The 25,289-nt window shown below is 59.4% G+C and carries 29 protein-coding genes, 1 tRNA gene and 3 pseudogenes; 9 read left to right on the top strand and 24 right to left on the bottom strand.

Annotated features, from left to right (window positions below; translation table 11 throughout):
• Nucleotides 1-11: 11 nt before the first annotated feature.
• The 5 genes and pseudogenes from phnE to AB4O45_RS01330 form a co-directional block, all read right to left on the bottom strand.
• Entirely contained in the window at nucleotides 12-779 is a 768-nt protein-coding gene (gene phnE, locus AB4O45_RS01350; protein ID WP_150740963.1) for a phosphonate ABC transporter, permease protein PhnE, read from the bottom strand.
• On the bottom strand, nucleotides 776-1,603 hold the full coding sequence (locus AB4O45_RS01345; RefSeq protein ID WP_150635119.1) for a PhnE/PtxC family ABC transporter permease: 828 nt from the start codon (nucleotides 1,601-1,603) through the stop codon (nucleotides 776-778). Before AB4O45_RS01345 ends, phnE begins: the two co-directional genes overlap by 4 nt.
• Nucleotides 1,597-2,395, bottom strand: a pseudogene (locus tag AB4O45_RS01340) (phosphonate ABC transporter ATP-binding protein). Before AB4O45_RS01340 ends, AB4O45_RS01345 begins: the two are co-directional and overlap by 7 nt.
• Nucleotides 2,392-3,255, bottom strand: a complete 864-nt coding sequence (locus AB4O45_RS01335) for a putative selenate ABC transporter substrate-binding protein (RefSeq protein WP_150740961.1) — start codon at nucleotides 3,253-3,255, stop codon at nucleotides 2,392-2,394. The pseudogene AB4O45_RS01340 and the gene AB4O45_RS01335 overlap by 4 nt, the downstream one beginning before the upstream one ends.
• Nucleotides 3,256-3,412: 157 nt before the next feature.
• Nucleotides 3,413-3,811 (bottom strand): RidA family protein, encoded by a 399-nt coding sequence (locus AB4O45_RS01330; RefSeq protein WP_252886310.1) that lies wholly within the window; start codon nucleotides 3,809-3,811, stop codon nucleotides 3,413-3,415.
• 113 nt (nucleotides 3,812-3,924) lie between these two features.
• Here AB4O45_RS01330 and AB4O45_RS01325 point away from each other — a divergent pair, with 113 nt between their 5' ends.
• The 3 genes from AB4O45_RS01325 (at nucleotide 3,925) to AB4O45_RS01315 (ending at nucleotide 7,223) form a co-directional block, all read left to right on the top strand.
• Nucleotides 3,925-4,818, top strand: a complete 894-nt coding sequence (locus AB4O45_RS01325) for a LysR family transcriptional regulator (RefSeq protein ID WP_056789579.1) — start codon at nucleotides 3,925-3,927, stop codon at nucleotides 4,816-4,818.
• 118 nt (nucleotides 4,819-4,936) lie between these two features.
• Nucleotides 4,937-6,097 (top strand): radical SAM protein, encoded by a 1,161-nt coding sequence (locus AB4O45_RS01320; RefSeq protein ID WP_150635122.1) that lies wholly within the window; start codon nucleotides 4,937-4,939, stop codon nucleotides 6,095-6,097.
• Nucleotides 6,098-6,212: 115 nt separating this feature from the next.
• Nucleotides 6,213-7,223 carry a GlxA family transcriptional regulator gene (locus AB4O45_RS01315; protein WP_191636952.1) on the top strand — a complete coding sequence of 337 codons (1,011 nt, stop codon included), beginning with the start codon at nucleotides 6,213-6,215 and terminating at the stop codon, nucleotides 7,221-7,223.
• Nucleotides 7,224-7,443: 220 nt separating this feature from the next.
• On the opposite strand, the gene AB4O45_RS01310 is transcribed toward AB4O45_RS01315, so the two are convergent.
• Nucleotides 7,444-8,478 carry an alpha/beta fold hydrolase gene (locus tag AB4O45_RS01310; RefSeq protein ID WP_095180156.1) on the bottom strand — a complete coding sequence of 345 codons (1,035 nt, stop codon included), beginning with the start codon at nucleotides 8,476-8,478 and terminating at the stop codon, nucleotides 7,444-7,446.
• A gap of 306 nt (nucleotides 8,479-8,784) precedes the next feature.
• Here AB4O45_RS01310 and AB4O45_RS01305 point away from each other — a divergent pair.
• Nucleotides 8,785-8,859, top strand: a tRNA-Gln gene (locus AB4O45_RS01305).
• Between the two features lie 115 nt (nucleotides 8,860-8,974).
• On the opposite strand, the gene AB4O45_RS01300 is transcribed toward AB4O45_RS01305, so the two are convergent.
• On the bottom strand, nucleotides 8,975-10,963 hold the full coding sequence (locus tag AB4O45_RS01300; protein WP_375122269.1) for a peptidase U32 family protein: 1,989 nt from the start codon (nucleotides 10,961-10,963) through the stop codon (nucleotides 8,975-8,977).
• Nucleotides 10,964-11,187: 224 nt separating this feature from the next.
• Here AB4O45_RS01300 and AB4O45_RS01295 point away from each other — a divergent pair, with 224 nt between their 5' ends.
• Nucleotides 11,188-11,664, top strand: coding sequence for a hypothetical protein (locus AB4O45_RS01295; protein WP_460160969.1), 477 nt, complete (start codon nucleotides 11,188-11,190; stop codon nucleotides 11,662-11,664).
• 165 nt (nucleotides 11,665-11,829) lie between these two features.
• Here the strand turns inward: AB4O45_RS01295 and AB4O45_RS01290 are convergent, their stop codons facing one another.
• Nucleotides 11,830-12,210, bottom strand: a complete 381-nt coding sequence (locus tag AB4O45_RS01290; RefSeq protein WP_024013136.1) for a RidA family protein — start codon at nucleotides 12,208-12,210, stop codon at nucleotides 11,830-11,832.
• Between the two features lie 215 nt (nucleotides 12,211-12,425).
• On the opposite strand from AB4O45_RS01290, the gene AB4O45_RS01285 reads away from it, so the two are divergent.
• Nucleotides 12,426-12,839, top strand: coding sequence for a cupin domain-containing protein (locus tag AB4O45_RS01285; RefSeq protein WP_460095266.1), 414 nt, complete (start codon nucleotides 12,426-12,428; stop codon nucleotides 12,837-12,839).
• Nucleotides 12,840-12,851: 12 nt separating this feature from the next.
• On the opposite strand, the gene AB4O45_RS01280 is transcribed toward AB4O45_RS01285, so the two are convergent.
• The 10 genes and pseudogenes from AB4O45_RS01280 to AB4O45_RS01235 form a co-directional block, all read right to left on the bottom strand.
• Entirely contained in the window at nucleotides 12,852-13,103 is a 252-nt protein-coding gene (locus tag AB4O45_RS01280; RefSeq protein ID WP_460095267.1) for a hypothetical protein, read from the bottom strand.
• A complete protein-coding gene (locus tag AB4O45_RS01275; RefSeq protein WP_041480147.1) occupies nucleotides 13,100-13,357 on the bottom strand; it encodes a DUF6555 family protein in 258 nt (85 codons plus the stop codon). The genes AB4O45_RS01280 and AB4O45_RS01275 overlap by 4 nt, the downstream gene beginning before the upstream one ends.
• Before the next feature lie 233 nt (nucleotides 13,358-13,590).
• Nucleotides 13,591-14,142: an ATP-dependent Clp protease proteolytic subunit gene (locus AB4O45_RS01270; protein WP_041480149.1), complete on the bottom strand. Its 552-nt coding sequence runs from the start codon at nucleotides 14,140-14,142 to the stop codon at nucleotides 13,591-13,593.
• A 376-nt stretch (nucleotides 14,143-14,518) separates the two neighbouring features.
• Nucleotides 14,519-14,635: pseudogene (locus AB4O45_RS01265) on the bottom strand (con-10 family general stress protein); the annotation flags it as partial.
• A gap of 308 nt (nucleotides 14,636-14,943) precedes the next feature.
• Nucleotides 14,944-15,175 (bottom strand): annotated as a pseudogene (locus AB4O45_RS01260) (hypothetical protein).
• Nucleotides 15,176-15,337: 162 nt separating this feature from the next.
• Nucleotides 15,338-16,375: a DNA topoisomerase IB gene (locus AB4O45_RS01255; protein WP_056789610.1), complete on the bottom strand. Its 1,038-nt coding sequence runs from the start codon at nucleotides 16,373-16,375 to the stop codon at nucleotides 15,338-15,340.
• Nucleotides 16,376-16,446: 71 nt separating this feature from the next.
• Nucleotides 16,447-17,526, bottom strand: coding sequence for a molybdenum ABC transporter ATP-binding protein (gene modC / locus AB4O45_RS01250; RefSeq protein ID WP_252876406.1), 1,080 nt, complete (start codon nucleotides 17,524-17,526; stop codon nucleotides 16,447-16,449).
• A gap of 3 nt (nucleotides 17,527-17,529) precedes the next feature.
• Nucleotides 17,530-18,210, bottom strand: a complete 681-nt coding sequence (modB, locus tag AB4O45_RS01245) for a molybdate ABC transporter permease subunit (protein WP_076562644.1) — start codon at nucleotides 18,208-18,210, stop codon at nucleotides 17,530-17,532.
• Nucleotides 18,211-18,978 (bottom strand): molybdate ABC transporter substrate-binding protein, encoded by a 768-nt coding sequence (gene modA, locus AB4O45_RS01240; RefSeq protein ID WP_460160968.1) that lies wholly within the window; start codon nucleotides 18,976-18,978, stop codon nucleotides 18,211-18,213.
• A 133-nt stretch (nucleotides 18,979-19,111) separates the two neighbouring features.
• Nucleotides 19,112-20,176 carry an NAD(P)H-dependent flavin oxidoreductase gene (locus AB4O45_RS01235; protein ID WP_256810028.1) on the bottom strand — a complete coding sequence of 355 codons (1,065 nt, stop codon included), beginning with the start codon at nucleotides 20,174-20,176 and terminating at the stop codon, nucleotides 19,112-19,114.
• A 206-nt stretch (nucleotides 20,177-20,382) separates the two neighbouring features.
• Between AB4O45_RS01235 and acuI the strand changes: the two genes are divergently transcribed.
• On the top strand, nucleotides 20,383-21,366 hold the full coding sequence (gene acuI, locus AB4O45_RS01230; RefSeq protein ID WP_150740950.1) for an acrylyl-CoA reductase (NADPH): 984 nt from the start codon (nucleotides 20,383-20,385) through the stop codon (nucleotides 21,364-21,366).
• Here acuI and ada read toward each other — a convergent pair.
• The 4 genes from ada to AB4O45_RS01210 form a co-directional block, all read right to left on the bottom strand.
• Complete coding sequence (gene ada / locus AB4O45_RS01225) at nucleotides 21,356-22,417, bottom strand: bifunctional DNA-binding transcriptional regulator/O6-methylguanine-DNA methyltransferase Ada (protein WP_095180145.1); 1,062 nt, start codon at nucleotides 22,415-22,417, stop codon at nucleotides 21,356-21,358. The two genes, acuI and ada, sit on opposite strands and share 11 nt — an antisense overlap.
• 80 nt (nucleotides 22,418-22,497) lie before the next feature.
• On the bottom strand, nucleotides 22,498-23,169 hold the full coding sequence (alkB, locus tag AB4O45_RS01220) for a DNA oxidative demethylase AlkB (protein WP_460160967.1): 672 nt from the start codon (nucleotides 23,167-23,169) through the stop codon (nucleotides 22,498-22,500).
• A gap of 7 nt (nucleotides 23,170-23,176) precedes the next feature.
• On the bottom strand, nucleotides 23,177-23,347 hold the full coding sequence (locus AB4O45_RS01215) for a hypothetical protein (protein WP_016774926.1): 171 nt from the start codon (nucleotides 23,345-23,347) through the stop codon (nucleotides 23,177-23,179).
• Nucleotides 23,348-23,375: 28 nt separating this feature from the next.
• A complete protein-coding gene (locus AB4O45_RS01210) occupies nucleotides 23,376-23,678 on the bottom strand; it encodes a DUF1883 domain-containing protein (RefSeq protein WP_007912251.1) in 303 nt (100 codons plus the stop codon).
• A 211-nt stretch (nucleotides 23,679-23,889) separates the two neighbouring features.
• Between AB4O45_RS01210 and AB4O45_RS01205 the strand changes: the two genes are divergently transcribed.
• Together AB4O45_RS01205 and AB4O45_RS01200 are read left to right on the top strand one after the other, a co-directional pair.
• Nucleotides 23,890-24,246, top strand: a complete 357-nt coding sequence (locus AB4O45_RS01205) for a hypothetical protein (protein WP_016774925.1) — start codon at nucleotides 23,890-23,892, stop codon at nucleotides 24,244-24,246.
• Nucleotides 24,247-24,318: 72 nt separating this feature from the next.
• Nucleotides 24,319-24,549, top strand: coding sequence for a hypothetical protein (locus AB4O45_RS01200; protein WP_016774924.1), 231 nt, complete (start codon nucleotides 24,319-24,321; stop codon nucleotides 24,547-24,549).
• A gap of 3 nt (nucleotides 24,550-24,552) precedes the next feature.
• Here AB4O45_RS01200 and AB4O45_RS01195 read toward each other — a convergent pair whose 3' ends face one another.
• Both AB4O45_RS01195 and AB4O45_RS01190 read right to left on the bottom strand, forming a co-directional pair.
• On the bottom strand, nucleotides 24,553-24,840 hold the full coding sequence (locus AB4O45_RS01195) for a hypothetical protein (protein ID WP_016774923.1): 288 nt from the start codon (nucleotides 24,838-24,840) through the stop codon (nucleotides 24,553-24,555).
• Between the two features lie 140 nt (nucleotides 24,841-24,980).
• Nucleotides 24,981-25,166 carry a hypothetical protein gene (locus tag AB4O45_RS01190; RefSeq protein ID WP_016774922.1) on the bottom strand — a complete coding sequence of 62 codons (186 nt, stop codon included), beginning with the start codon at nucleotides 25,164-25,166 and terminating at the stop codon, nucleotides 24,981-24,983.
• Between the last annotated feature and the right edge of the window lie 123 nt (nucleotides 25,167-25,289).

The raw sequence follows: 25,289 nt of genomic DNA, 5'->3' as shown, positions 1-25,289 counted from the left end.
ATCCACTCGGCCTACGCTTTGACCCAACGCTGCCGGCTCCAGGCGCTCAACCAATCGACCAGAAACACCAGCAACAGCATCGCCAGAATCACCGTACTGGCCTGGGCTTCCTGGAACAGACTCAAGCTGACATACAGCATCTGGCCCAGGCCGCCAGCACCGACAAAGCCCAGCACGCTGGCCATGCGGATGTTGTTTTCCCAGCGATACAGGCAGTAGGCGAGCAGTTGCGGGGCAAGGTTAGGCAGGGTGCCGTAGCAGAACGCGAGGATCGGATTGCCGCCCTGCAAACGGATCGCCTCGGCCGGTTGTGGCGGAGTGTTTTCCAATGCTTCGGCAAATAGCCGACCGAGCACCCCAGTGGTGTGCAGGGCAAGGGCGAGGGTGCCGGCGTTCGGTCCGAGACCGGCGGCAAGCACCATCAGCGCCGCCCAAACCAGCTCTGGAATCGCCCGCAAGCCGTTGAGCAGCAGGCGCGCCGCACTTTGCAGCGGCCAGCCGAAACGCCCGGCAGCGGGCAGCGCGAGAACGATGCCGAACAGTGCCGCAAGCAGGGTGCCCAACGCGGACATGGCCAGTGTTTCCAGCGAACCGTGGGCAATGGCTTTCAGGTAACCGGCGCTCAAGTCGGGACTTAGAAAGCGCTGCACGTAACTGCCCATCTGCTTGAGGCTATTGGCGCTGCCGAGTTCGGCAAGATCCAGTTCCAGATAGGCAAAAGAGGCGACCACCGCGACCGCAATGGCGGCGATCAGCAGCAGGTTGATCAGGCGCCTCATGCCAGCCTCCAGCGCAGCAAGCGGCTGAGTTGATCAGCGCACAGCACCAGCAGCAGGAACGTCAGCAACATGCTGGCGACTTCACCGCCGGCAAACATGCGGATCGACAGGTCGATCTGTTGCCCCAGCCCACCGGCACCAACAAAGCCCATCACCACTGAGGCACGGATCGCGCACTCCCAGCGATACACCGTGTAGGAGAGCAATTCGGCGGCGACATTCGGCAGCGTGCCGTAGGCAAACGCCGCCAGTCGACCGCTGCCGGCCTGCAACAATGCGTGCGCCGGGCGCTGGTCGGTGGACTCGAATATCTCCGCGTAAACCTTGCCGAGCATACCGCTGTAGGTGATGGCGATGGCCAACACGCCCGCCGCCGGGCCGAGGCCAACGGCACGCACAAACAACAGCGCCCAGACGATCTCCGGCACGCTGCGCAAAAAGATCAGCAAGCCGCGTACCGGCCAGCGCAGCAAGCGCCCGGGCAGGCTCGGCACGCCGCCCCGGGACGCCGCCGAGAGCGACAGCGCGCGGCTGGCGATCAGGCTCGCCGGCACCGCCAGCAGCAACGCCAAGGCCATGCCCGCTGTGGCAATCGCCAGGGTTTGCAGGGTGGCTTTGAGCAACAGTTGCAGGAACGCTTGATCGTGCGCCGGCGGCCAGAATGCCGAAACAAAACGGCCCATTTCGTTCTGGCTATCGGCCTGAAACAACACGCCCAGGTCCAGTTCGCTGAGCTGAATGCCCGGCCACAGCAAAGCCAGCGCCAGCAGCGTCAGCAACAATCGCGGCCACGCCGCAGGGTCCCGTGAATCAGCTTTCAGCATCGCGGAATCTGCACAATCAAAGGCGCGGCCGCCGGCGCAGGCGATTGCAGTTGTTCATTGGCGTACAGCGCATCGAGTTTGTCGCGACTGACTTGATCGGATGGGCAATCGAAAAGAATCTGCCCGTCGCGCAAACCGATGATCCGTGGAAAGTGCGCCAGCGCCAGATCCACCGCGTGCAGGCTCGCCACCAGCGTGACGTTGTGCTCGCGGGCGTGACGCGAAAGGATCGACAGCGTATGGCCGGCAAGCACCGGGTCCATGGCCGAGACAGGTTCGTCGGCAAGCAATATTTCCGGCGCCTGATACAGCACTCGCGCAATGCCGACGCGCTGCAATTGCCCGCCGGACAACTGCTGGCAATGGGCGAACAGTTTGTCGCCCAGATCCAGCCGCGCCAACGCCGCGCGAGCGCCCGCCACATCCAGTGGATGCAGCAGGTTCAGCAGACTTTTGCCCAGACTCCACTGACCGAGCTTGCCGGCCAGCACCGCCGTAATGACCCGCTGACGCGGCGGAATCGGCGGCGCCTGATGCACCAGGCCGATGCGCGCACGCAGGCGCTGCCGCTGGTGCGCCGACAAGTCGCCAGGCGCGTTCGCCAAGCACTTCGATGTCGCCACTGCTGGGCTTGAGCGCGGTGGCCAGCAGATTGAGCAGGCTCGACTTGCCAGCGCCGGACGGGCCGATGATTGCGACCTGTTCGCCAGCGCCAATCTGCACGTCGATGTTACGAAGGGCATCGACGCCATTGGCATGGCGCAGGCTGCCCTGGGTGAGGCGTAAAGTCATTTCAGCAGTTCGGCGGCGCGGGCGGCTTCCTCGATGCCCTTGTAGTTCTCGGGCTTGGTCTCGATGAAGCGACTGGCGGCCTGCAGATCGAGGATCTTCTTCTGCTCGGGATTGGCCGGGTCGAGGTCGAGGAAGGCTTGCTTGATCTTCGCGGCCAGCTTCGGATCAAGGGTGCCGCGCACGGTCCAGTTGTAATCGAAGTAGGTCGGCGTGGTGGCGAAGACTTTGACCTTGTTGGTGTCGACCTTGCCGGCGTCGACCAGTTTCTGCCAGACGCTGGCATTCAACACCCCGGCATCGACCTTGCCGGCCTGCACCCAGGCAACGGTGGCGTCATGCGCGCCGGAGTAGGCGACGCGGCTGAAATAGCCTTCAGGCCTGATGCCGTCGTTTTTCAGCATGAAGTAACGCGGCATCAGGCTGCCCGAGGTGGACGACACCGAACCGAAGGCGAAGGTCTTGCCCTTCAGGTCGGCGAGGCTTTTCACGTTCGGGTCGGCGGTGATGAATTTGCTGGTGAACTGCGCATCCTGTTCGCGCTGCACCAGCGGGATCACTGGTGTAGTGGCGTCGGTCTTCAAACGGGCCTGCACAAAAGTGAAACCGCCGAGCCAGGCCATGTCGAGGCGATCGGTGGCCAGCGCTTCAACCACCGCCGGGTAGTCGGCGACAGGCACAAACTGCACCTTCATGCCCAACTGCTGCTCAAGGTAGGCACCCAGCGGTTCGAACTTGCGCAGCAGCTCGGTCGGGGCTTCGTCGGGAATCGCGCTGACGCGCAGGACATCAGCGGCTTGCGTCATCAGGGCAGAAAAGGACAGCGCCAGACCGGCGGTGAGGGCGAGGGTACGCTTGAACATAGAATTCTCCGTTTCGTAAGCGTCAACATTCGAAGGGCAGCCGCTACCGGGCGGCGCGCCACGTCAGGGTAGACGAAACGGCGAGGTTATACGCATTCGCGAGGAGATTGGCCAGCCTCCGTGCCGGCGCGGTGTGTCTGTTTGTGTACGGTTGCGGTCAAGCCGCTTCCGGCAGTTTGGCAATCACCTTGATTTCAAAATCGAAACCCGCCAGCCAGGTCACGCCGACAGCGGTGATGGTCGGAAACGGCGCTTCGCCCCAAAACTCCGGCACCACAGTCCAGATCGTTTCGAACGTCGAGTGCGGATCGACCATGAACACGGTGACATCCACCGCATCATCGAAGCTGCAACCGGCCGCAGCGAGGATCGCGTTGAGGTTGTGGAAGGCGGTGCGCACCTGATCGCGCAGATTGGCCTCGGGCGAGCCATCCTCACGGCTGCCGACTTGTCCGGAGACAAACAGGAAACCGTTGGAGCGAATCGCCGGCGAGTAACGGTGACGTTCATACAGGGCGTGGCGGGCAGGTGGAAAAACTACATCGCGCTTGGACATGGGGCTGACTCCATCAGTGGTTGATGGGGTGACTTTAGGTGTTTGCAGCTGCTGGATAAACGCGCAAGCTTGGCGTTCACTGTTTGCAAATTCCAAACAATCGAGGGGCGCGGATGGACCGGTTCGATGCGATGCAGGCCTTTGCCCGGGTGGTCGAGGCGGGCAGTTTCACCAAAGCTGCCGAAACCCTGCACATGAGCAAGACCACGGTGACGCAACTGGTGCAGCAGCTGGAGGCGCGGCTGCGGGTCAAGCTGCTCAATCGCACTACGCGCAAGGTCAACGTCACCGCCGATGGTGCGGCGTATTACGAGCGGGTGATCAAGTTGCTGGCCGACATGGACGACGCCGAAACCAGCCTGCCCGGTGCCGCCGCACGGCCACGGGGGCGCTTGCGCATCGACGTGCCGAGCCCGTTCGCGCGGCACATTCTGGTGCCGGCGTTGCCGGAGTTTCATGCGCGCTACCCGGACATCCAGATCGACATGGGCGTCAGCGACCGCATCGTCGACATCATCGATGAGAACGTCGATTGCGTGGTGCGCGGCGGCGAATTGCTCGATCAATCGCTGATGGCGCGCAAGCTCGCCGATCTACCATTGGGGGTATTTGCCGCGCCGGCTTATCTGGCTCGCGAAGGTACGCCCGACCATCCACGCGAACTGGAAGACTCCCATCATCGGGTGGTCGCGTTTCTTTGGGCTCGCACTGGTAAACCTCTTCCGTACACGTTGCACAACGGCACCGAGCGCTTGCAGATCAAGGGCCGGCATGTGCTTGCGGTAGATGACGGCAATGCCTATCTAGCGGCGGGACTGGCGGGCATGGGGGTGTTGTGGTTGCCGACGTATATGGCCGATGCGCATGTCGCGCGCGGCGAGCTCGTGCCGTTGTTTGAGGGCTGGCGCCTGGAAAGCATGCCGCTTTACGTCGCGTATCCGCCGAACCGGCATGTCAGCTTGAAATTGCGGGTATTTATCGACTGGATTGTGGCGTTAATGGCGTAGGGCTCTGGTGCGCTTATTGCTTTACGTGAAGGCAGGTCGTCAGAAAAACAACCAACCCGGCGACCCGAACGTGCTCGTGATGAGAGGCGCACGTTCGACCCAAGGAGCTATGCGCGTAATGAATATGTACATCGATATCGTCGGCGCCTGCAATCTGAGCTGCCCGTCATGCCCGATGGGTAATTCGGAAAATGCCAATTTCAAGAAAGCCATGCAGCTCGAGATGTTCACTCAGATTGTCGACAAGGCACGGCGTGAAGGGGTCAAGGCGATCTTTTTGTACAACTGGACCGAGCCGTTGATTCACCCGCGCATCGGTGAGTTCGTCGAAATCATTAACGCTGCAGGTTTGCAAAGCGGCATTAGCTCCAACCTGAACCTGGCCAAGAACATTGAAAGCGCGATGCTCGCCAATCCCTGGTTCTTCCGTGTCTCCCTGTCCGGGTTCCACCAGGACACCTACCGCCAAGGGCATGTCGGCGGCGACATCGAAGTGGTCAAGCAGAACATGATCAAGCTGCATGACCTCAAGCAGCGTCACGGCCTGAATACGCTTATCGAGGTCTATTACCACCGCTATCTGGATAACCTCGAAGAAGAGGGGCTGATGCGCGAGTTCAGCGAGCGCCTGGGTTTCAATTTCTCCACCGGCTACTCGGTGATGATGCCGCTGGAAAAAACCTTCGCTATCGTCGAAGACGATGCCTCGGTCACCGACACGGACCGGGAAACCCTCAAGCGCCTGGCGTTGCCACCGTATGCAGACCTGGTCAATCTGGTCAAGCAATACCCCAAACAGGCGTGCACCCTGAAAGATGATTGGCTGGTACTCGATTGCAATGGCAATACCGTGCTGTGCTGCACGATTTTCAATCAGGCGGAATACAGCGTCGGCAAGTATCTGGACATGCCGGTACAGGAATTGATGAGTCGCAAATCCACGCAAAAGAACTGCGTGGACTTGTGCAACCGCTGCGCGAAGAACGGTCTGCACATCTACTCCGCATCGCCCAACAAGGGGCCGCTGGAAAGTCATGCGGTCAATCGCATCATCGACTTTCAACGACGCACGATTCTCGAACAGCCGATCGATAGCGAACGTCTGGGCCGTACAGGTGAAGTCAGCGCCGAGCACTTCGATGAGGAGCAATATTTGCGCCTCAATGCCGACGTAAAGACTGCAATCGCCACAGGCGCCTTCTCCAGTGGCTATCAACACTACGTCCTGTTTGGGCGCCTCGAAGGTCGGCTCGGGGCGGGGTTGAATACGATCGTTTGAGATACCCGGGGCGACGGCCATGGGTTGTTTGAAGGTGTGGCCTGATGACGTGATTGACTCTTTACCGGTTCCGGCCAACTATCGGCGCACAACAATGTGACCGATGGATTGAAACTTGACCGAACGACGCCAATTCAGCGGAGGCATGAAGGGGAAAAACCTCCGCTATCTGAATGAGCAAAGCGATAACGCGCAGTTGACGCGCACCGGTTTTCTGCTGCTCGAACACTTTTCGCTACCGGCCTTTACGCAGACGCTGGACGCCGTGGTGACTACCAATCTGTTGCGCCCGGGGCTGTTTACCTCGCGCACCTTCGGGCTGGGTGAGGGCGAGGTCATCAGCGACCTGGGGCTGGTGATCCGCCCCGATGCGCGTCTGGACTCAGCAGCGCTCGAGGAATTGGATCTGCTGGTGGTCTGCGGCGGTTATCGCACTGAACTGCGAGCGAGCGATGGGTTTGTGCACTTGCTCAAACTGGCGGCGGAGCGGGGCGTCAGTCTGGCCGGGTTGTGGAATGGTTCGTGGTTTCTCGGGCGTGCCGGGTTGCTCGACGGCTACCGTTGCGCGATTCACCCGGAACATCGCCCCGCGTTGACGGAAATTGCCAAGGCTACGCACGTCAGCAGCGAGCCTTATGTGATCGACCGCGACCGTCTCACCGCGTCGAGCCCATCGGGGGCTTTCCACATGGCGCTGGACTGGATCAAAAGCCTGCACGGCAAGGCGCTGGTCGAGGGTGTCGAGGACATTCTGGCGTTTGAGGAATCGCGCTACCGGCGGATCAAACCGGATGAAAACATCTGCGTCAGCGCGCCGTTGCGGGAAGTGATCAAGCTGATGGACGCCAACCTCGAAGAACCGTTGGAGCTGGAACAATTGGCGGTCTACGCCGGCCGCTCGCGGCGCCAGCTCGAGCGCTTGTTCAAGGAACAACTGGGCACCACGCCGCAGCGCTATTACCTGGAACTGCGCATCACCGAAGCACGGCGCCTGCTGCAACATACCGAGCTGTCGCAGGTGGAAGTGCTGGTGGCGTGTGGTTTCGTTTCACCGAGCCATTTCAGCAAGTGCTACAGCTCGTATTTTGGTTATCGGCCTTCGAAGGAAAAACGGCTGGTTAAATAGATCGACCGGTGCAATCCCCAAAAACCCTCACCCCAGCCCTCTCCCAGAGGGAGAGGGAGCCGACCGAGGTATCTTGCGCTGTACATCGACCTGAAAGATGGACGTCGACTTTGGATTCAATACAGCGCTTTCAGGTCGGCGTAAATCTCGAATATCCCCCAATCAGTTCCCTCTCCCCTCCGGGAGAGGGCTAGGGTGAGGGGTATTGAGGGCGGGTCTGTCAGAGACGATCAGCATCGATTACAGCTTGCGCAAACGCCGCCGGGCTTTCCTGGGGCAAATTGTGCCCAACCCCACCCTCAATCAACCGGAACTGATATTTCCCGGTAAAACGCTTGGCATAGTCCTCAGGCTTGGGATGTGGCGCACCATTGGCGTCGCCTTCCAGGGTAATCGTCGGCACGCTGATCGAAGGCGCAGTAGCCAATTTTTCTTCCAGCGCGGCATATTTCGCCTCGCCCTGCACCAGGCCCAGCCGCCAGCGGTAGTTGAACACGGTGATTTCGACGTGATCGGGGTTCTGCAACGCTTGGGCGCTGCGGTCGAAAGTGGCGTCGTCGAACTTCCACTGCGGCGAAGCCAGCTGCCAGATCAGTTTGGCGAAGTCGTGGGTGTTCTTTTCATAGCCGGCACGGCCGCGTTCGGTGGCGAAGTAGAACTGGTACCACCACTGCAATTCGGCTTTCGGCGGCAGCGGGTTTTGCCCGGCGGCCTGATTGCCGATCAGGTAGCCGCTGACCGCCACCAACGCCTTGACGCGCTCCGGCCACAATGCTGCGACGATGTCCGCCGAACGCGCGCCCCAGTCGTAGCCGCCAAGCACTGCTTGCTTGATCTTCAGCGCATCCATGAAGTCGATCACGTCGCTGGCCAGCGCCGCCGGTTGGCCGTTGCGCAGGGTGTTTTTGGACAGGAACTGCGTGTCGCCATAACCCCGTGCATACGGCATCAGCACGCGGTAACCCTTGGCCGCCAGCAGTGGTGCGACTTCGTCGTAGCTGTGAATGTCGTAGGGCCAGCCGTGCAGCAGGATCACCACCGGGCCATCGGCAGGACCGGTTTCGGCGTAGGCTACGTCGAGCAAGCCAGCCTTGATGTGCTTCAGCGGGCCGAAGGGCGAGGGTGCGGAATAGCTGACGGCGGCGGGTTCTGTGGTTTGCGCCTGAGCGCTGCCGACGGCGCCGAACAGTGACAGCGCCAGGACTGACAAGCCGAGCGCGGCGGTGATTTTAGAGGTGTGCAGAGCCTGTTTCATGCTGACGTCTCCTTTGCGAGCCTGTGGCCAAGGGGCTGGATGAACCCTTGAAACCCTGGGTGCATTGAAGCGTGGCGAGGTATCTGCTCTGTGTCGCCAGAGAGCGTTTTTGCATTGGGTTGTGTAGCAGCGGGGCGCGTACACAGTGTGATACATGGCGATGAAACGGTGAGTTTTCGCGCGAAAATAATAAGTGGCTGTTTTAAAACAAAAAAAAATTGATTTCGGGCTTCCCAAATGAAATGAATGTTGTTAAATTGCGCCCCGTTCTCACAGCGATCCTAACGGAGCCGCTGACAGAGCTACAGGGGCGTCGCCAAGCGGTAAGGCAGCAGGTTTTGATCCTGCCATGCGTTGGTTCGAATCCAGCCGCCCCTGCCATCTACGAAAAAAACGCCAACTTCGCAAGAAGTTGGCGTTTTTTTATGTCTGCGATTTACCGCGTTTGGAGCCAAGCAGGCGTGCGCGATGCCGAAGCACCGCGCACGCCGGCCACTTAGTGCGGTGCGCGCGGGATGGTTTTCATCAGGTCTTCAGGGCTGATGTGGCCGACCACGCTGCCCGGCTGCGGCAGGTTGAGGATGTGGCCTTTCATCTTGCCGATGATGTGCATCTCGCACGGCTTGCAATCGAACTTCAACGTCAGCACTTCATCGCCGTGGATCAACTGCATCGGCGCGACCTTGGTGCGCACGCCGGTCACGCCTTTGGCCTGCTTCGGGCACAGGTTGAAGGAGAAACGCAGGCAGTGCTTGGTGATCATCACCGGCACCTCGCCTGGCTCTTCGTGAGCTTCGTACGCCGCGTCGATCAGCTTGACGCCGTGACGGTGGTAGAAGTCGCGCGCCTTCTGGTTGTAGACGTTGGCGAGGAAGGTCAGGTGCGAATCCGGGTACACCGGCGGCGGCGTGGTCTCGGGCTTGCGGCTGCCACGCGGATGCGCGGCGACACGTGCCGCAGTCAGCGCTTCGATCACTTCGCGACGCAGGGACTTGAGCTGCGAGTTGGGAATGAAGAACGCTTGCGGCGCATCCAGCTTGATGTCGGTGGCGTGGTACTGGGTTGTGCCGAGCTGACCAAGCAGGTCGCGCAATTGCTCCAGCGCTTGTTCAGGCTTGTTGGCGACACCAAACGGCCCGTTGAGGGTGACGCTGGCGCTGATGCCTTCTTCGCTGGTCGCGGTCACTTCCAGCTGTTCTTCGCGCAGGCGGGCGAACCAGCTCAGGGCTACGCGACGTTCCGAAGAAGTTTTCTGCAACGCCTGCTGCCAGTTGTGATCAAGGTTGCGATTGAGCGGGTGGCTTGGACGCAGCTTGAACAGGCCCTCGGGCATTTCGTTCGGCTCGACGCGGTAGCGGTAGCGCTTCTCGCCGTCTTCTTCGAACTCGCCTTTGGCCTCGGCGATGTTGGCGCGGAAGCCGACCACTTCGCGCTTGACCAGCACGTTCAGGCCGTCGCCGTTGGACAGCGGCTCGTGAGTGACAACCTGCATGTCACGCTTGCCGACTTTTTCCACCGTGCCGACCGGCAGCCCGGTGAAGGTTGGCGAATCGAAGGCGCCGATGTCGATCTTGCGATCGGTGACGAAATAATCGGTGCTGCCACGGTGGAAGGTCTTTTCCGGGTCGGGCAGGAAGAAATGCACGGTGCGGCCGCTGGAGGCGCGGGCCAGGTCAGGGCGGTCTTCGAGCACGTCGTCCAGACGCTGGCGGTAATAGGCAGTGATGTTCTTCACATAGCCCATGTCCTTGTAGCGACCTTCGATCTTGAACGAACGCACGCCTGCTTCGACCAGCGCGCGGATGTTGGCGCTCTGGTTGTTGTCTTTCATCGACAGCAGGTGTTTTTCGTAAGCGATCACGCCACCCTTTTCGTCTTTCAAGGTGTACGGCAGGCGGCAAGCCTGGGAGCAGTCGCCCCGGTTGGCGCTGCGGCCGGTCTGCGCGTGGGAAATATTGCACTGGCCGGAGAAGGCCACGCACAGCGCGCCGTGGATGAAGAATTCGATGGCCGCGTCGGTTTCATCGGCGATGGCGCGGATTTCTTGCAGGTTCAGCTCACGGGCCAACACCAACTGCGAGAAACCGGCCTGATCGAGGAACTTCGCTCGCTCGAGGGTGCGGATGTCGGTCTGGGTCGAGGCGTGCAGCTCGATCGGCGGAATGTCCAGCTCCATTACGCCCAGATCCTGAACGATCAGCGCATCGACGCCGGCGTCGTACAACTGATGGATCAGCTTGCGCGCCGGCTCCAGCTCGTTGTCGTGCAGGATGGTGTTGATGGTGGTGAAGATGCGTGCGTGGTAACGGCGGGCGAACTCGACCAGTTCGGCGATTTCGCTGACTTCGTTGCAGGCGTTGTGGCGTGCGCCGAAGCTCGGGCCGCCGATGTACACGGCGTCAGCGCCATGCAGGATGGCCTCGCGGGCAATGGCGACATCGCGGGCAGGGCTGAGCAATTCCAGGTGATGCTTGGGCAAGGACATAGTTTTTTTAGTCAGGCGGTCACGGGCAAGGGGCGCATTGTACCTGTGAAACACTTGGGCGGCATCAGCGTGCCGATATCAGGTACGAAGGACCTAGCACAATACGAGGCAATGCATAACTGTAAAGACTGTCAGTTGTCCGCCCGCGTCCAAAGCGTGAACATCAGGTGGGAGCGGGAAAGTCGCTCTGGCCTATATCACGCAAGACATTGGAGATTAATATCATGAAAGGTAATAACGCCTTCGCGACGATTGGTATCTCGGATTTGGCGTCGTTTAAACCGCGTCCTCGCAAGACGGCCGAAGTGTATTACAAAGCGGTCGTGTCACCCGATCATCCGGGCATAGGCAAGCCAATATTCTCCGCTACTCGGCATCTTTATTTCGGCACAAAAGAGACGTTTAGCGTTATTGGTCAATATTTTACGGACGAGGTGGGTGAGATCATTTCATTTGTGATAGATCGCTCCCTTACGGACGGTACGCATGAAATTGGCGGGTTCGGAAGCCCTGTCGCGGGATTGATGACTATGTCGCATGAAATCTTATATGCGAAAACAGGAACAATAGAGTTTGCTCGCAAACACGAAGAAGGCATCGATTCGATTACGGCAACATTCAATTTTGAAATCGAGCACCGCGGGCAAACATACCGGGTATCAGAAGGTAAACTGTTTGTTGTAGCTAGCGGTCCACTTTAAGTTTTGTGGATAGACCGTTGACGCCAATTCGCTCAACGGGCGAGCCAGCGCTTGCCAAACGGCCCCATCCTGGTGGCTGCTGTGTTTGGCGCGCGCCCTTGAGTATTTCACTGCGTGTGTCGCACCCCGGAATCGTGGCGGCAGCCTACGCAGTATTTCCGCAAATCAGCCCTTGGCCGCCATCGCCGTCACTTCCACACGCATCCCTTCAACCGCCAGCGAGGCGACGCCCACCGCTGCCCGCACTGGCCAAGGCTTGGCGAAATAGCGTTTGTACACTTCATTGAAAGCCCCGCGATCGCCCATGTCGGTGAGGTAAATGGTCAGGTGCAGCACCCGGTCCATCGAACTGCCAGCACGTTCCAAGGCGACTTTCAGCGCCTGCAGCGTGCACTCGCTTTGCTCGGTGATGCCGCCGAGTTCCAGGCTGCCATCGGCGCGGGTCGGGATTTGCGTCGAGACCATGATCCCGCCAAAGGTGGCGACGTCGGAAGAAATCGAATCGGTGTCCGGATCAGGCGTGAAGATGATGTCTTGATTGGCCATGGGCATCTCTTGTTTGAGTGAATGAAGATTGCGGCAGTTTACAGATTCTTTCCCACCATGGCCCGGACGGGGACCGCGACACGTTTGTATAAGCGTGTATCACCGCTCAGCCGATACACACGGCAACACCAAACTGCGCTTTCGAGACACATCCGCCTTACATGCCAAGCCCAAAGTAGCCCTCACACCAACACTACGTTCAAGAGGGCACCACCATGTACCGTCCACTGTTTCTGGCTTCTGCCGTTGTCTTCGCCTCCCTGACCGGCTTCGCCCATGCGGCGGATGCGTCGGCAACGAGCTGGCAGAAAGGTCTGAGCCGTACTGATCTGGTTCGCCAGGATCTCGGCGCTGACAATCGCGAAGTGATTCAGGCGCGTATCGATTTCGACGCTGGCGTCACCTCACCTCGGCATGCGCATCCCGGCGTGGAAGTCGCCTATGTCATCAGCGGCACGTTCGAGTATCAGCTTGAAGGGCGGGCGCCAGTGATACTCAAGGCCGGTGACTCGTTGTTCATTCCGGCGGGCGTTGCGCATGTGGCCAAAAACGTCGGCAACGAGAAAGGCGTCGAACTGGCCACTTACGTCGTCCCGAAAGGCGAACCGCTGCTGATCCTCAAGCCATGAGGCGCCAGTCCGCTATTTCGAGCGCGGCTTGCTCATCGCGCGCTTGATGCGCATCCAGTCCTGATAGGCCGCCGTTCGTTTGGCGTCGGCCAGAGCCTTGGCTTCGCTGAAACGGGCCCAGGCTTCAGGATTGTCCGTGTCGTTCTCGATGATCCTGTAAGCCGCTTCTTCGAGCAGATCGGCCTCGCGGAACATCGCGGCGTTTTCTGCCATCTCGTCATCCCAGGATCGGCCGAAACCGAATTTCAACGTGTGCTCATTCATTTTGCGTGATCCTCCTCCCACACCAGAGGCACCGACTCGCGCCATTGCACCTCGGTTACGCCGAAGCGTTCCGCCATTGGTTTGGAAAAACGTTTCAACGGAGGCCTACCGGGGCGGGGGATGGGCGCGATTCCTGCGTCGCAACTTGCCCACTGCCACGCTTCGGCGTTGTTCATGTTTTTTGTGCGAATGACGAATGACCTGGGCTTTCCATGTAACAGGTACTCGATCACGTACAAGTCCACTGCGCTCATACATTTCCTCCCGGCTGTTAAGAAGACGGATGTCTGGCGAAATGAATAATTCAGAGAAAATTCTGTTGGCTTGGATGACCGGCATACGCCGCTTGTTTTGCGTTATACCGCCCGTTGGGGCGTGTACAAGTTGAGGCGCCAATGCACTACATGATCTTGTAATGTCGCTGCTCAGAGTGGCGATCTGAATAGAATGAAACGCATCTAAAACGGCGCGTTATTCAGGAGGGGCTTCAGGAGTAAATGCATGAGCAGACAAAGTCTGCGTGAATCTCGGTGTCTTCAACCGCTGTGATCAGCCCGGCATGCAAAGCTTCTTCAGGATTGATTATGCGCGGAGCCGCTGTCAGGTATTTTTCTGTCTCCAACGCATTTTTCCCGTTACTGGTACGCTCGGCGACAATCTGCGCGTACAGATGCAAGTCGTAATCCAGGCTCATGGCATATTCCGACATGCGCGAATGATCAACCGCTCCCTGCAAGTGCCAATGAAAAGGGTGAAACAGAAACTTGCTATGAGTGCACGCGGTGCGGCGCTGGCCGGCGAGGAAAACGATATTGCCCATCGACTCGACCGTTCCCAGGTTATGCGTGTGTACCGGCACGGGCAGCGCCATCAGAAAGTTGTACATCGTGAAACCGTAACTGCATTCGCCACCCATGGTAGCGATGTTCAGAATCAACCTGGGGGCATCTTCCTTTACCGCACGCGAGGCTCTGTCAATCAGCTGACCGCAGGTTGAAGCATTGATCGGGCCGGTAAAGTTAATCACGTGAACAGGCATGGCAATTTCCTCGACGGGCCGGGGCTCTGCGAACGGGCTCTTTGCGCAAGGACTGGTGCCCGTGAGTCAGGAGCAGCGTTCGTACGTTGGCGTCGTTTGCGTTTCTCGAGAGTTTTCAGAGTCAACGTTCAACTGCCTGCGCTCGTAACATTCATGTTGGGCACGATCGCTGTGCTGCGGGTGGCCAGGTTTTCTTTCAATGCACGAAGACCCAGCGTCGTCCGGCAGTTTCTCCGGGGAGCTGCGCGTCGCTTCTGGTACAACTTCAGCGCCTTCGCGTTGGTGTAACTGGCTTGGAGGAGTATGTGTGGAGGTGTTCATCTTTGCGCTCCGTCGAATATTACAAGGGCAGCGAGGCTGCCCTTGTACCGCTCATTTACGACTTGCGACCTCCACTGTGGCTGGATTGTCCGCCTTTGCGACCAGCCTCGGATGCTTTTTCACGATCGTTGGCGAAGTTGCCGCCAGACTGTCCGCCTTTTTTCCCGGACTCTTGCATCTTGTCACGATCGTTGCCGGCGTTACCTGTATTTTTATTTCCGGTGGTCATGATAGCTCTCCGATATCTATTAACGTTTCGCTAGTGATGTCCGTTTTCGTCATGGACACCTACTTCGATTACATATTGGTTCACGGTGTTTTGATTTTTTTAATTGATCCGATGAGCGGTGTCTGCACTTTTAACTTGTATTGGCCAGTAGGGCACATATAACTAAAAGGGCTACGCTCAATCGCAATGGATAATAAAGAAAAACACTTACACCGATGCCGAGCCGGTTGTTGAAGTTGATTGAACCTCGACTATCTGAATCGTGGCAACGGCCGATCAATTGGCTTGAGCGTCGAAAGCGTATCGCGAATAAGCGGCGCATCTTTTTCGATGTCATGCAGTCGGTCGCGAATGCGCAAAGCTGTCGGATGCCCGCCTTGATGATCAACCCAGTCGGCGATCTCTTTGCAGGCGGCTGCTGAGGCGCGCCTGGCGGGCGTCGAGCAGGGTGAGGAGGGTGGTGATGGACTCTTTCTCGGACATGAAACACCTCCGTTCGCTGAAACGGCTGAGTTGCAACAAAAAAGCCCGCATGGCGCGAACCTTCAGATCAACTATAGAAGCCCTGCGCGATCGTGCAAAAAATACCCGGCTCAGCTCATCGGCAAATCTTGTAGGAGTGAGCCTGCAGGGGGTTTGTGCGACTCAGGACGCCTCGCTCACCTCACACATCCGCTCGAGAAACATCGCCAAGGCTACTTCCTCAGCGCGCAGGCCTTTGCGCACTCTCGGGCGGGGCAGTTCGGCGAGCGCGCCGAGCATGAAATGTTCGAGCACCGCAGGGTGGATGTAGCATTTGCGGCACACCGCTGGCGTGTTGCCCAGCTGTTTGGCGACGTTCTTCACGGCTTCGACCACATGGCGCTTGGCCTCGGTTTCCGACTCATGCTGCAGCTCGCGCAGCACTGCCAAAGCCAATGCGCTGCCCGCCCAGGTGCGGTAGTCCTTGGCGGTGAATTCAGCGCCGGTGAGCTTTTGCAGATAGGCGTTGACGTCGGAGGAGGTGACAGTGTGCCGTTCGCCGTGTTCATCAAGGTACTGAAACAGGTTTTGCCCGGGAATCTCCAGGCAGCGCTTGATGATTCGCGCCAGACGCCGATCCTTGACGGTGATCTGGTGCTCGATGCCGCTCTTGCCACGGAACTGGAACAGGATCGCGCTGCCATTGACCTCGACATGCCGGCTGCGCAACGTGGTCAGGCCATAAGAGCGATTGTCCCGCGCATATTGGGTATTGCCGACGCGGATCAGCGTGGCGTCGAGCAAGGTGATGACCGTGGCCATGACCTTGTCGCGGCTGAAGCCCGGGGCGTCGAGCAGCGCCTCAAGCTGGCGCCGCAGTTTGGGCAGGGCCAGGCCGAATTCGCGCAGGCGCGAGTATTTGTCGGCGTCGCGCACTTCGCGCCAGCGTGCGTGATAACGGTATTGCTTGCGCCCGCGCGCATCGCGGCCGGTGGCTTGCAGATGACCGCACGGGTCGGCGCAGATCCACACATCGGTGTAAGCCGGCGGCACCGCGAGGGCATTGATGCGTTTGATTTCGTCCGGATCGCTGATGCGCTGGCCCGACGGTTCGAAATAGACGAACTTGCCGCGCAGTTTTTTCCGGGTGATACCAGGCTGAGTGTCATCGACGTAATGCAGATCGGCGGGCAGGGCATCTGTCAGCACGGTATCGGGCATGGCGGTTTCCTTCGGTCATACGGCAGTCTGTAACTGATTGACCGCAGTCGCTGGCCGTCGTGCCGAATGATTTACGCGAGCACCGCCACTGCCTTGATCTGCGCCCACAGCCGCTGGCCCGGGTGCACGCCCAATTGGTCACGCGAGAAGCGGGTGATCCGCGCCAGCAGCGGCGTGCCGCCCGCATCGAGGCGGATCAGCACATGGGCACTGTTGTCAGCGGCCTGTTCGCTGATGACGGTAACGGGCAGACGATTGAGAATGCTGCTGGCTGCATCGTTGTTCAGCGCCAGGCTGATGTCACGGGCGTGCACCTTGCAGCGCAGGGCTTGGCCCACGGCCATCGGCGCGTGGGTGACGCGAATGTTCATTTCGGTAGCTGGCAGTTGCAGGCTGAGCAATTGATAGGTGGCGTCGTAGGCGCTGACCTGACCTTCGATGATCACCCCGGCGTCATCACCCATTGCCAAGGGCAGATCCAGGCGTGCGAGGGTCTCACCGATCGGGCCGCTGGCGAGGGCTTTGCCGTCACGGAGCAATACCAGATGATCAGCCAGACGCGCGACTTCATCCTGGGCATGGCTGACGTACAGCAGCGGAATATCCAGTTCGTCGTGCAGGCGTTGCAGGTACGGCAAGATTTCGCTCTTGCGCCGGCTGTCGAGAGCCGCCAGTGGTTCGTCCATCAGCAGCAGTTTCGGGCTGGTCAGCAGGGCGCGGGCGATGCCGACGCGCTGTCGTTCGCCGCCGGACAGATGCTGCGGGTGACGCTCAAGCAAATGGCCGATGCCGAGCAGTTCGGTCGCTTGGTTGATATTGACCCGGCGTTGCGACTTGGCGATGCGTTTGAGACCAAACTCCAGATTGGCCAGCACCGACAGATGCGGGAACAGGCTGGCTTCCTGAAACACGTAGCCAAGCGCACGTTTATGCGGCGGTACGAAGATGCCGTTGGCGCTGTCCTGCCAGATCTCGTCATTGATCTGCACAAAACCCTGCTCGGCGCGCTCCAGCCCGGCGATGCAGCGCAGGCAAGTGGTTTTGCCCGAGCCGGAATCGCCAAACAGCGAAGTGACGCCCCGGCCCGGCACTTGCAGATCAACATCCAGTTCGAACCCCGGATAAGTGCGTTTCAGGCGTACATCAATCATCGATCAGCTCCAGCCTGCGCGGGTTTTGCGGCTGGAATACAGCGCCAGCAACACCAGAAACGAGAACACCAGCATCGCCCCGGACAGCCAGTGCGCCTGGGCATATTCCAGCGCTTCGACGTGGTCGTAAATCTGCACCGAGACCACGCGGGTCTTGTCGGGAATGTTGCCGCCGATCATCAGCACCACGCCGAACTCACCGACGGTGTGGGCAAAACCGAGGATCGCTGCGGTGATGAAACCGGGGCGCGCCAGCGGCAGGATCACGCTGAAGAACGTGTCCCAGGGATTGGCGCGCAACGTCGCGGCGACTTCCAGCGGGCGGGTGCCGATCGCCGAGAATGCGTTTTGCAGCGGTTGCACCACGAAAGGCATGGAGTAGATTACCGAGCCGATGACCAGCCCGGTGAAACTGAACGTCAGCGTGCCCAGCCCCAGCCATTGAGTGAACTGGCCGAGAAAACCGTGCGGCCCCAGCGCCAGCAACAGATAAAAGCCGATCACCGTCGGCGGCAGCACCAGCGGCAGGGCGACGATGGCGCCAATCGGGCCGCGCAACCACGACGAGGTGCGCGACAGCCATAACGCGATCGGCGTGCCGATCACCAGCAGAATCACGGTGGTCAGCGACGCCAGTTTCAGGGTCAGCCAGATCGCGGCGAAGTCGGCACTGGTCAGCGACATTTACAGTTCATATCCGAAGGATTTGATCACCGCAGCGGCTTTCGGGCCTTTGAGATAATCGATCAGGGACTTGGCAGCAGCGCTGTCCTTGCCTTTGTTCAAGATCACCGCGTCCTGTTTGATCGGATCATGCAGGGTGGCCGGAACAATCCATGCCGAGCCGCTGCTGATTTTGCCGTTCTTGAAGATTTGCGACAGCGCCACAAAGCCTAGTTCGGCGTTGCCGGTGGAGACGAACTGGTAGGCCTGAGTAATGTTCTGGCCTTCGACGATTTTGCTTTTCGTGGCTTCGCTCAACTGGAGTTTTTCCAGCACCTGGGTGGCGGCGAGACCGTATGGCGCGGCTTTCGGGTTGGCGATGGACAAGTGCTGGTATTGGTTGGTTTTCAGCACGTCACCCTGTGCATCCACATAACCTTCTTTTGCCGACCACAGCGCCAGCGTGCCAATGGCGTAGGTGAAGCGCGAGCCTTTGACGGCTTCGCCTTCCTGCTCGAGTTTTGCCGGGGTGCTGTCGTCAGCGGCGAGAAACACTTCGAAGGGCGCGCCGTTTTTGATCTGGGTGTAGAACTGGCCGGTTGCGCCGTAAGCAGCGACCAGTTTGTGTCCGGTGTCTTTTTCGAAGTCGGCAGCGATGGCCTGGATTGGCGCGGTGAAATTGGCGGCGACCGCCACTTGCACTTCGTCAGCCTGCGCGGCACCGATGCTGAAAAATGCGAGGAATGAGGCGAGACAGGCAGGGGCGAGGCGTGTGGCAGCAGGTGTCATGTAAAGGCTCCGTGATCGGCGGTAAATGCTTTGCTTTGGATAACGCCGATACACGGGCGCAATCGCTGTATACGGAAATATATAGCGATACGCCGCCAAGTTGCGAGGGATTAAATCCGCTCGCCGCGTAAATTCAATGACGGTTGAGTTTCGCCAATGCGCCCTCGGCTAGTTGCCGGGTCAGTTCAGCGCTGCCGATATCCTTGCCCAACGTCAGCGCCTGACCGGCCCACAGATTGGCAAAATCGGCGTCATCCTTGGCTCGCAGCGGCATCAGCGCGCCGCCGGCCAACGGAAAGGCTGGCGCTTGCGCTGACATCGGGCCGAGTTCGCGCATCGCCCGATTGACAATGCCCCGCGCCGGACGTCCGGTGAAAATGTTGGTGATGGCGGTCTGGCTTTCCTTGGCGGTGCGCAGGGCCTTGTGGTGCGAGGCGCTGACCTTCGCCTCCGGGGTAAACAGAAACGCCGTGCCGACTTGCACCGCCGAGGCGCCGAGCATCAACGCGGCTGCAACGCCTCGGGCATCGCTAATCGCACCCGCCGCAATCACCGGCACTTTCACCGCGTCGACCACCTGCGGCACCAGTGCAAAGGTGCCGACCTGGCTGCTCAGATCATCGCTGAGAAACATCCCGCGATGCCCGCCCGCCTCATAACCCATGGCGATGATCGCATCGCAGCCGTGTTGCTCCAGCCAGATCGCTTCTTCGACCGTGGTGGCAGACGAAAGGATTTTCGCCCCGGTTGCCTTGACCCGATCGAGCAGATTTTTCTCCGGCAACCCGAAATGAAAACTCACCACTTCGGGGCGGAATTCTTCGAGCACGGCACACGCAGTCTCGTCGAAAGGAGCACGGTTGGACACCGGCGTCGGCGCCTCAAAATCGGCACCGAGTTCGCGGTAGTAAGGTTCGAGCAGATTTTTCCAGTCCCGGGCTCGCTGCTCATCAGGCGCCGGTGGCTGATGGCAGAAGAAATTGACGTTGAACGGCTTGGTGGTGTGCTGGCGAATCGTCTTCAGTTCTTCGCGCAGTTGCTCGATGCTCAGCATCGCTGCCGGCATTGAACCGAGGCCGCCGGCATTGCACACGGCAATCACCATCGAAGAATTGGTCGCACCGGCCATCGGGCCTTGGATGATCGGCAGTTCGATACCGAGAAGATCAAGGATACGGGTGTCTGGCCACTGGCTCATAAAGCAATTCTCCGAACGATGAAACGGGCAGGGACGGCAAGCGGTTTTAGCAGCAAAACCGGCTGCGGGGCCAGTCTGAAATTCTGAACATTACGTGCAGTTTTTCAGCGTCGGTGCGGGTGGCTTAGCGAAAGTCGAGTGTGGCAATGTGTTGCGATGTGTTATTTCAGGGCACGCTTTCTTCCCATTATTTTCGAGGGGCCGTCATGTTCAATGCCATTCTGATCGACAAAGACGACAGCGGTTATCGCGCCAATCTGCAGCAAATCGATGAGCAGCAACTGCCCGAAGGCAACGTCAGCGTGAGCGTCGCGTACAGCACCCTGAATTTCAAAGACGGCCTGGCGATCACCGGCAGCAGCCCGGTGGTACGCAAGTTTCCCATGGTGCCGGGGATCGATCTGACGGGGACTGTAGAGTCGAGTTCGCATGCCGATTTCAAGCCGGGCGATCAGGTGCTGCTCAACGGTTGGGGCGTCGGTGAAAGCCACTGGGGCGGACTGGCGCAAAAGGCTCGGCTCAATGGTGACTGGCTTATTCCGTTGCCCGAAGCTTTCACGCCGGCGCAAGCCATGGCCATCGGCACCGCAGGTTACACGGCAATGCTGTGCATTCTGGCGCTGGAGCGCCATGGCCTGACACCGGATCACGGCGAAGTGCTGGTCACCGGCGCCAATGGCGGGGTCGGCAGCTTTGCCATCGCCTTGCTCAGCAAGTTGGGCTACCGCGTGGTGGCATCCACCGGCCGTGTATCCGAGCATGAATACCTGCAGCAATTGGGTGCTGCCGAAATCATCGATCGAGCCACCTTGTCCGAACCGGGCAAGCCGTTGGCGAAAGAGCGCTGGGCGGCGGTGGTCGATTCGGTCGGTAGTCATACGCTGGCGAATGCTTGCGCCAGCACACGCTCGGAAGGCGTGGTCGCGGCATGCGGGTTGGCGCAAGGCATGGATTTCCCGGCCTCGGTAGCGCCGTTCATTCTGCGCGGAGTGACGCTGGCTGGAATCAACAGCGTGACCCAGCCCAAAGCACGCCGTATCGAGGCCTGGGGCCGACTGGCCAAGGATCTGGATTTCTCGTTATTGCAATTGATCAGTCACGAAATCAGCTTGAGCGAAGCCCTCGAGGCCGCGCCCAGATTACTCGCCGGGCAACTGCGGGGCAGGGTGGTGGTCGACGTCAATCGTTGAGTTCGCGCTCAAGCAGTTGGCGTTTGCGCTCGACGCCCCAGCGGTAGCCGGAAAGATTGCCGTCACTGCGCACCACGCGGTGGCAGGGAATCGCCACCGCCAAACGGTTGGCCCCGCAAGCCTGGGCGACGGCGCGCATCGAAGTCGGCGCGCCGATGCGTTGCGCGATTTCGGCGTAACTTGCGGTGCTGCCTGCGGGGATCTCACGCAGCGCCTGCCAGACGCGCTCCTGAAACGCTGTGCCGCGTATATCCAGCGGCAAGTTCAGGCCCGTCGCGGGCGCTTCGACAAAGCCGACGACGCTGGCGATCAACTGTTCAAATTCGCGGTCGGCGCCGATCAGGTTGGCCTTGCGAAACTGATCCTGCAGGTTGCAGACCAGCTGATGCGGATCGTCGCCGAGCAGAATCGCGCAGATCCCACGTTCGCTTTGCGCCACCAGAATCGCCCCCAGCGAGCATTGGCCAACGGCAAAGCGAATGTCGTTGTTCTGCCCGGCAGCGCGATAGTCGGTGGGCTTCATGCCCAGCAGTTGATCGGCTGATTCGTAAAAGCGGCTGTTGGAGTTGAAGCCAGCGTCATACAGCGCGTCGGTCACCGAGCCGCCGTCCGCCAGGCGCGCACGCAGTTTGCGTGAGCGATGCGCCGTGGCGTAAGCCTTGGGCGTCAGGCCGGTCGCGGCTTTGAATACTCGATGAAAATGGAAAGGGCTAAGGCCGGCGCTGGCGGCGAGGCTGTCGAGCGCGGGCAATGTCTCGCACGCTTCGATCTGCCGGCAGGCTGCTGCGATGATCGCCGCATGTTGCGCGTCATTCTGGTCCTTGCTGGCGCGTTTGCTCGGCCGGTATCCGGCAGCTTCGGCGAGTTCGGCGGTGTCGAAAAACTCGACGTTCTGCGGTTTCGGCAGGCGCGCCAGACTGCTCGGTCTGCAGTAGATGCCAGTGGTTTTGACCGCATAGACAAATTGCCCGTCGGCACGCGGATCGCGCGCCACCACAGCGGCCCAGCGGGGATCGTGTTCAATGCTGATTGTCTTCGAAAGCGTGTCCATGAGAGGGGATCCGTTGACCTGTTTGAGTCAGGTTAACCAGCATCGTAACCCGCAACACTCCGCGCCTTGCGGTCAAACTTTTATTGATCGCCAGCAACGCGGAAGGTGATGTTGATGCGCCGTTCGCCCAAGAGCGGGTGATGGCCGGGTTTGATTGGCAGCACGCCGTGATAGCGCAGGCGGTCCACGCCGCCCCAGACCACCATGTCGCCATGCAGCAGCGGGATGCGCTGGGTTTTATCGCTGCGTTCGAAGCCGCCAAACAGAAATATCGCCGGCAAACCCAGCGACAGCGAAACGATGGGCGCGGCATAACCTTTTTCGTCTTTGTCCTGATGCAGCGACATCTTGGCGCCGGGGACGTATTGGTTGATCAGGCAGGAGTCGGCTTGAAAACCCGTAAACCCGGCGCGTTCCGCCGCCTCGTGCGCCAGATCGGCAAACACCGCCGGCATCGACGGCCACGGCAAGCCGCTGAGTGGATCGACGCTGGAATAACGGTAACCGCTGCGATCGGTGATCCAACCCAGCTGTCCGCAACTGCTGGTGCCGACCGACATGCTGAAACCGCCGGGCGTGACCATGTGGCGTAGCGGGGAGGCGGCAAGAATGGCGTCGAGCTCGGTCAGCAGTTGCTCGACCTGTGGCAAGGCGAATCCGCGCAGCACCCACGATTGTTCGCCGATCTGCTCGGCGCGGGGCTGCTGTACGGGTTCGTTGTCGGCGAACAGGTCAAACGTGGTCGGTTGCATGACTCGGTTACAGCGCTTTGCTGACCTTGATGTCACTGAGTTCTTCGTCAGCGTGCATTTTCTTCAGCGCCGCTTTCGCTTCCTCGTCAGTGCCGGTTTCCAGTTCAGCGAATTCGAAACGCTGTTCACCGTCCAGTTTGTACTTGATCACGTATTTGGTTTTTTGCGCCACGGTCATGTTTCCCTTGCAGAATAGGCTGCGCGTCTCAGCTCAGTTTAGTGCTGGAGCGACGGATGATCTTGATCGAGTGGGTCAGCGTCGGCTTGCGCGTCACGCTGATTGCGCGGCGGTTGACGGTGTCGATGGTGATGTTCCAGAAGCCGGTGCTCGGTGCGGTGATGCGTGCCGGGAACGTGTCGAACGCGCCGCCGTGGTAGGTGTGACGGCCGCCGTTTTTGAAGCTGCGGAAGTTGGCGTCGTTCATCAAACGGATGTTGCACATCTGCGAGCATTGAATGACGACGATGTCGTCTTCGTTGAGGTGCTCGCGCTGGTGAATGAATTTCATGGGCGCCTCCAGAAGGGCTTTTTCTACTAAATCAAAACGATAGCTTGTCGATGGGCGCAGTTTATCAGCCCGCACGGGTTATTATCTGGCCGTCGGGCGTTGCTTTGACAAATTTTGAACAGAACTTCGCCATGGCGGGCGGGTTAAATGCACAAGGCCCCGGAGAAAAGCGGCATTTGTGCTGTCGGACGGTCTTTAACGGAGGATTTCTATGAAGTGGGGTGTGGTGTGTGTGCCGTTGATTCTGGCGATGGCCGGTTGTGCAAATGTTTCCGAAATCAATGAAACGCTGCCAACCATGAGCGTGATCTCCGGCAAAAAGCCCCAGGAGTATGCGCAGTGTCTGACCGACAAGCTCGCTGACAGTCGTGGTGCGTTGCAAGTCCAGCCGCAGAAGGACGGTGTACGCGTCATCGTTCCCGGCAAACTTTCGTCAGGCCCGGCAGCCGTGTTTGATATCGAAGATCGCGCCGGCGGCAGCAGCATCAAGCTGCATGAGCGCATGTCCAACGTGCCGGTTCGCCCTCGCGATGTACAGAAAGCTGCGAACGCCTGTATTTCCGGCTGATAGACTAGCGAACATCAGCACCCGATGCCGTCACAGTCCTGCTGTGGCGGCATTGTCATTTATGGAGTCGCAATGAAGCGAGAGCACGTGCGGGAGCGCCACGCAGAGGGCCTTATCTCTGCCACTCATGTCATCCAGAACCCGGCGAATCCGGGTGAATGGATCGTGTTTTTCAAGAAGAGTGCAGGGCGCAGCTACTTTTTGGTGGATGACAATGATGAAGTCGAATCCTTCAATCGGCTCGACGATCTCATCGAGGTCGTCCGTGGCCTCGGGATCAAGTTCGCTGAAATCCACATGTAAGGCTTATTTGCAGACGACCACGACGTTACGGGTCTTGTAATTGCCAACGTCAACGCCCAGGGTTTTGTCATCTTCCTTGGGCGCCGGTGTGCCATCAGTGCCGACGATGCGATACCCGGTGCCGGCGCAGGAGGCATCGGCCTTTTCGTAGCACATGGCCCATGAGTTGGCTTCGCCGGAACAGTCGATGCTCAGACCCTGTTCGCCATTGTTCAGATAGGTGGGCTGCGAAGTGGCACAGCCGCTCAGTACCAATACCGCGAAAAGCGGCTGCAGTTTGTTCAGGTTCATGGTTGCGAGGTCTTCAAGTGGGGGACTGGTTGCTCTGACAGCGCCGCGATGAAAAGGTTATAGCGATTGGCCACTTGTTTGCCAACAAAGCACAAAAAAGCCCTGCATGCTGGCAGGGCTTGGCGCAAGTGCTAAAAGGATCAGTCCTGATCTTTGCCTCGGCGCTTGGAAGAAGCAGGCGTATCAGTGAACACCGAGGCCACATCTGTCGCCATCTGCTCGCTGTCGAAAGGCCCGGCGATATGTTCGCCATTGGTAGTGGTCAGCGTCCACTTGCCGTCTTTCTTGTCGATCACATACCCGTTGATGATTTTTACCGCAGCCATCTAGTCTGTCTCATTCGCTGGTTCAAAGGCGCCATGATAGCGGCAAATGCTCGCAATGGGGGCTGATAAGCGTATGGTGATCCTGTTTGCCCGGATCTTGAGCTACGCTGACTCCGCCGCTGA

This window comes from Pseudomonas sp. S2_B10 (assembly GCF_054668425.1).
This window is presented reverse-complemented; position numbering and strand designations above follow the sequence as displayed.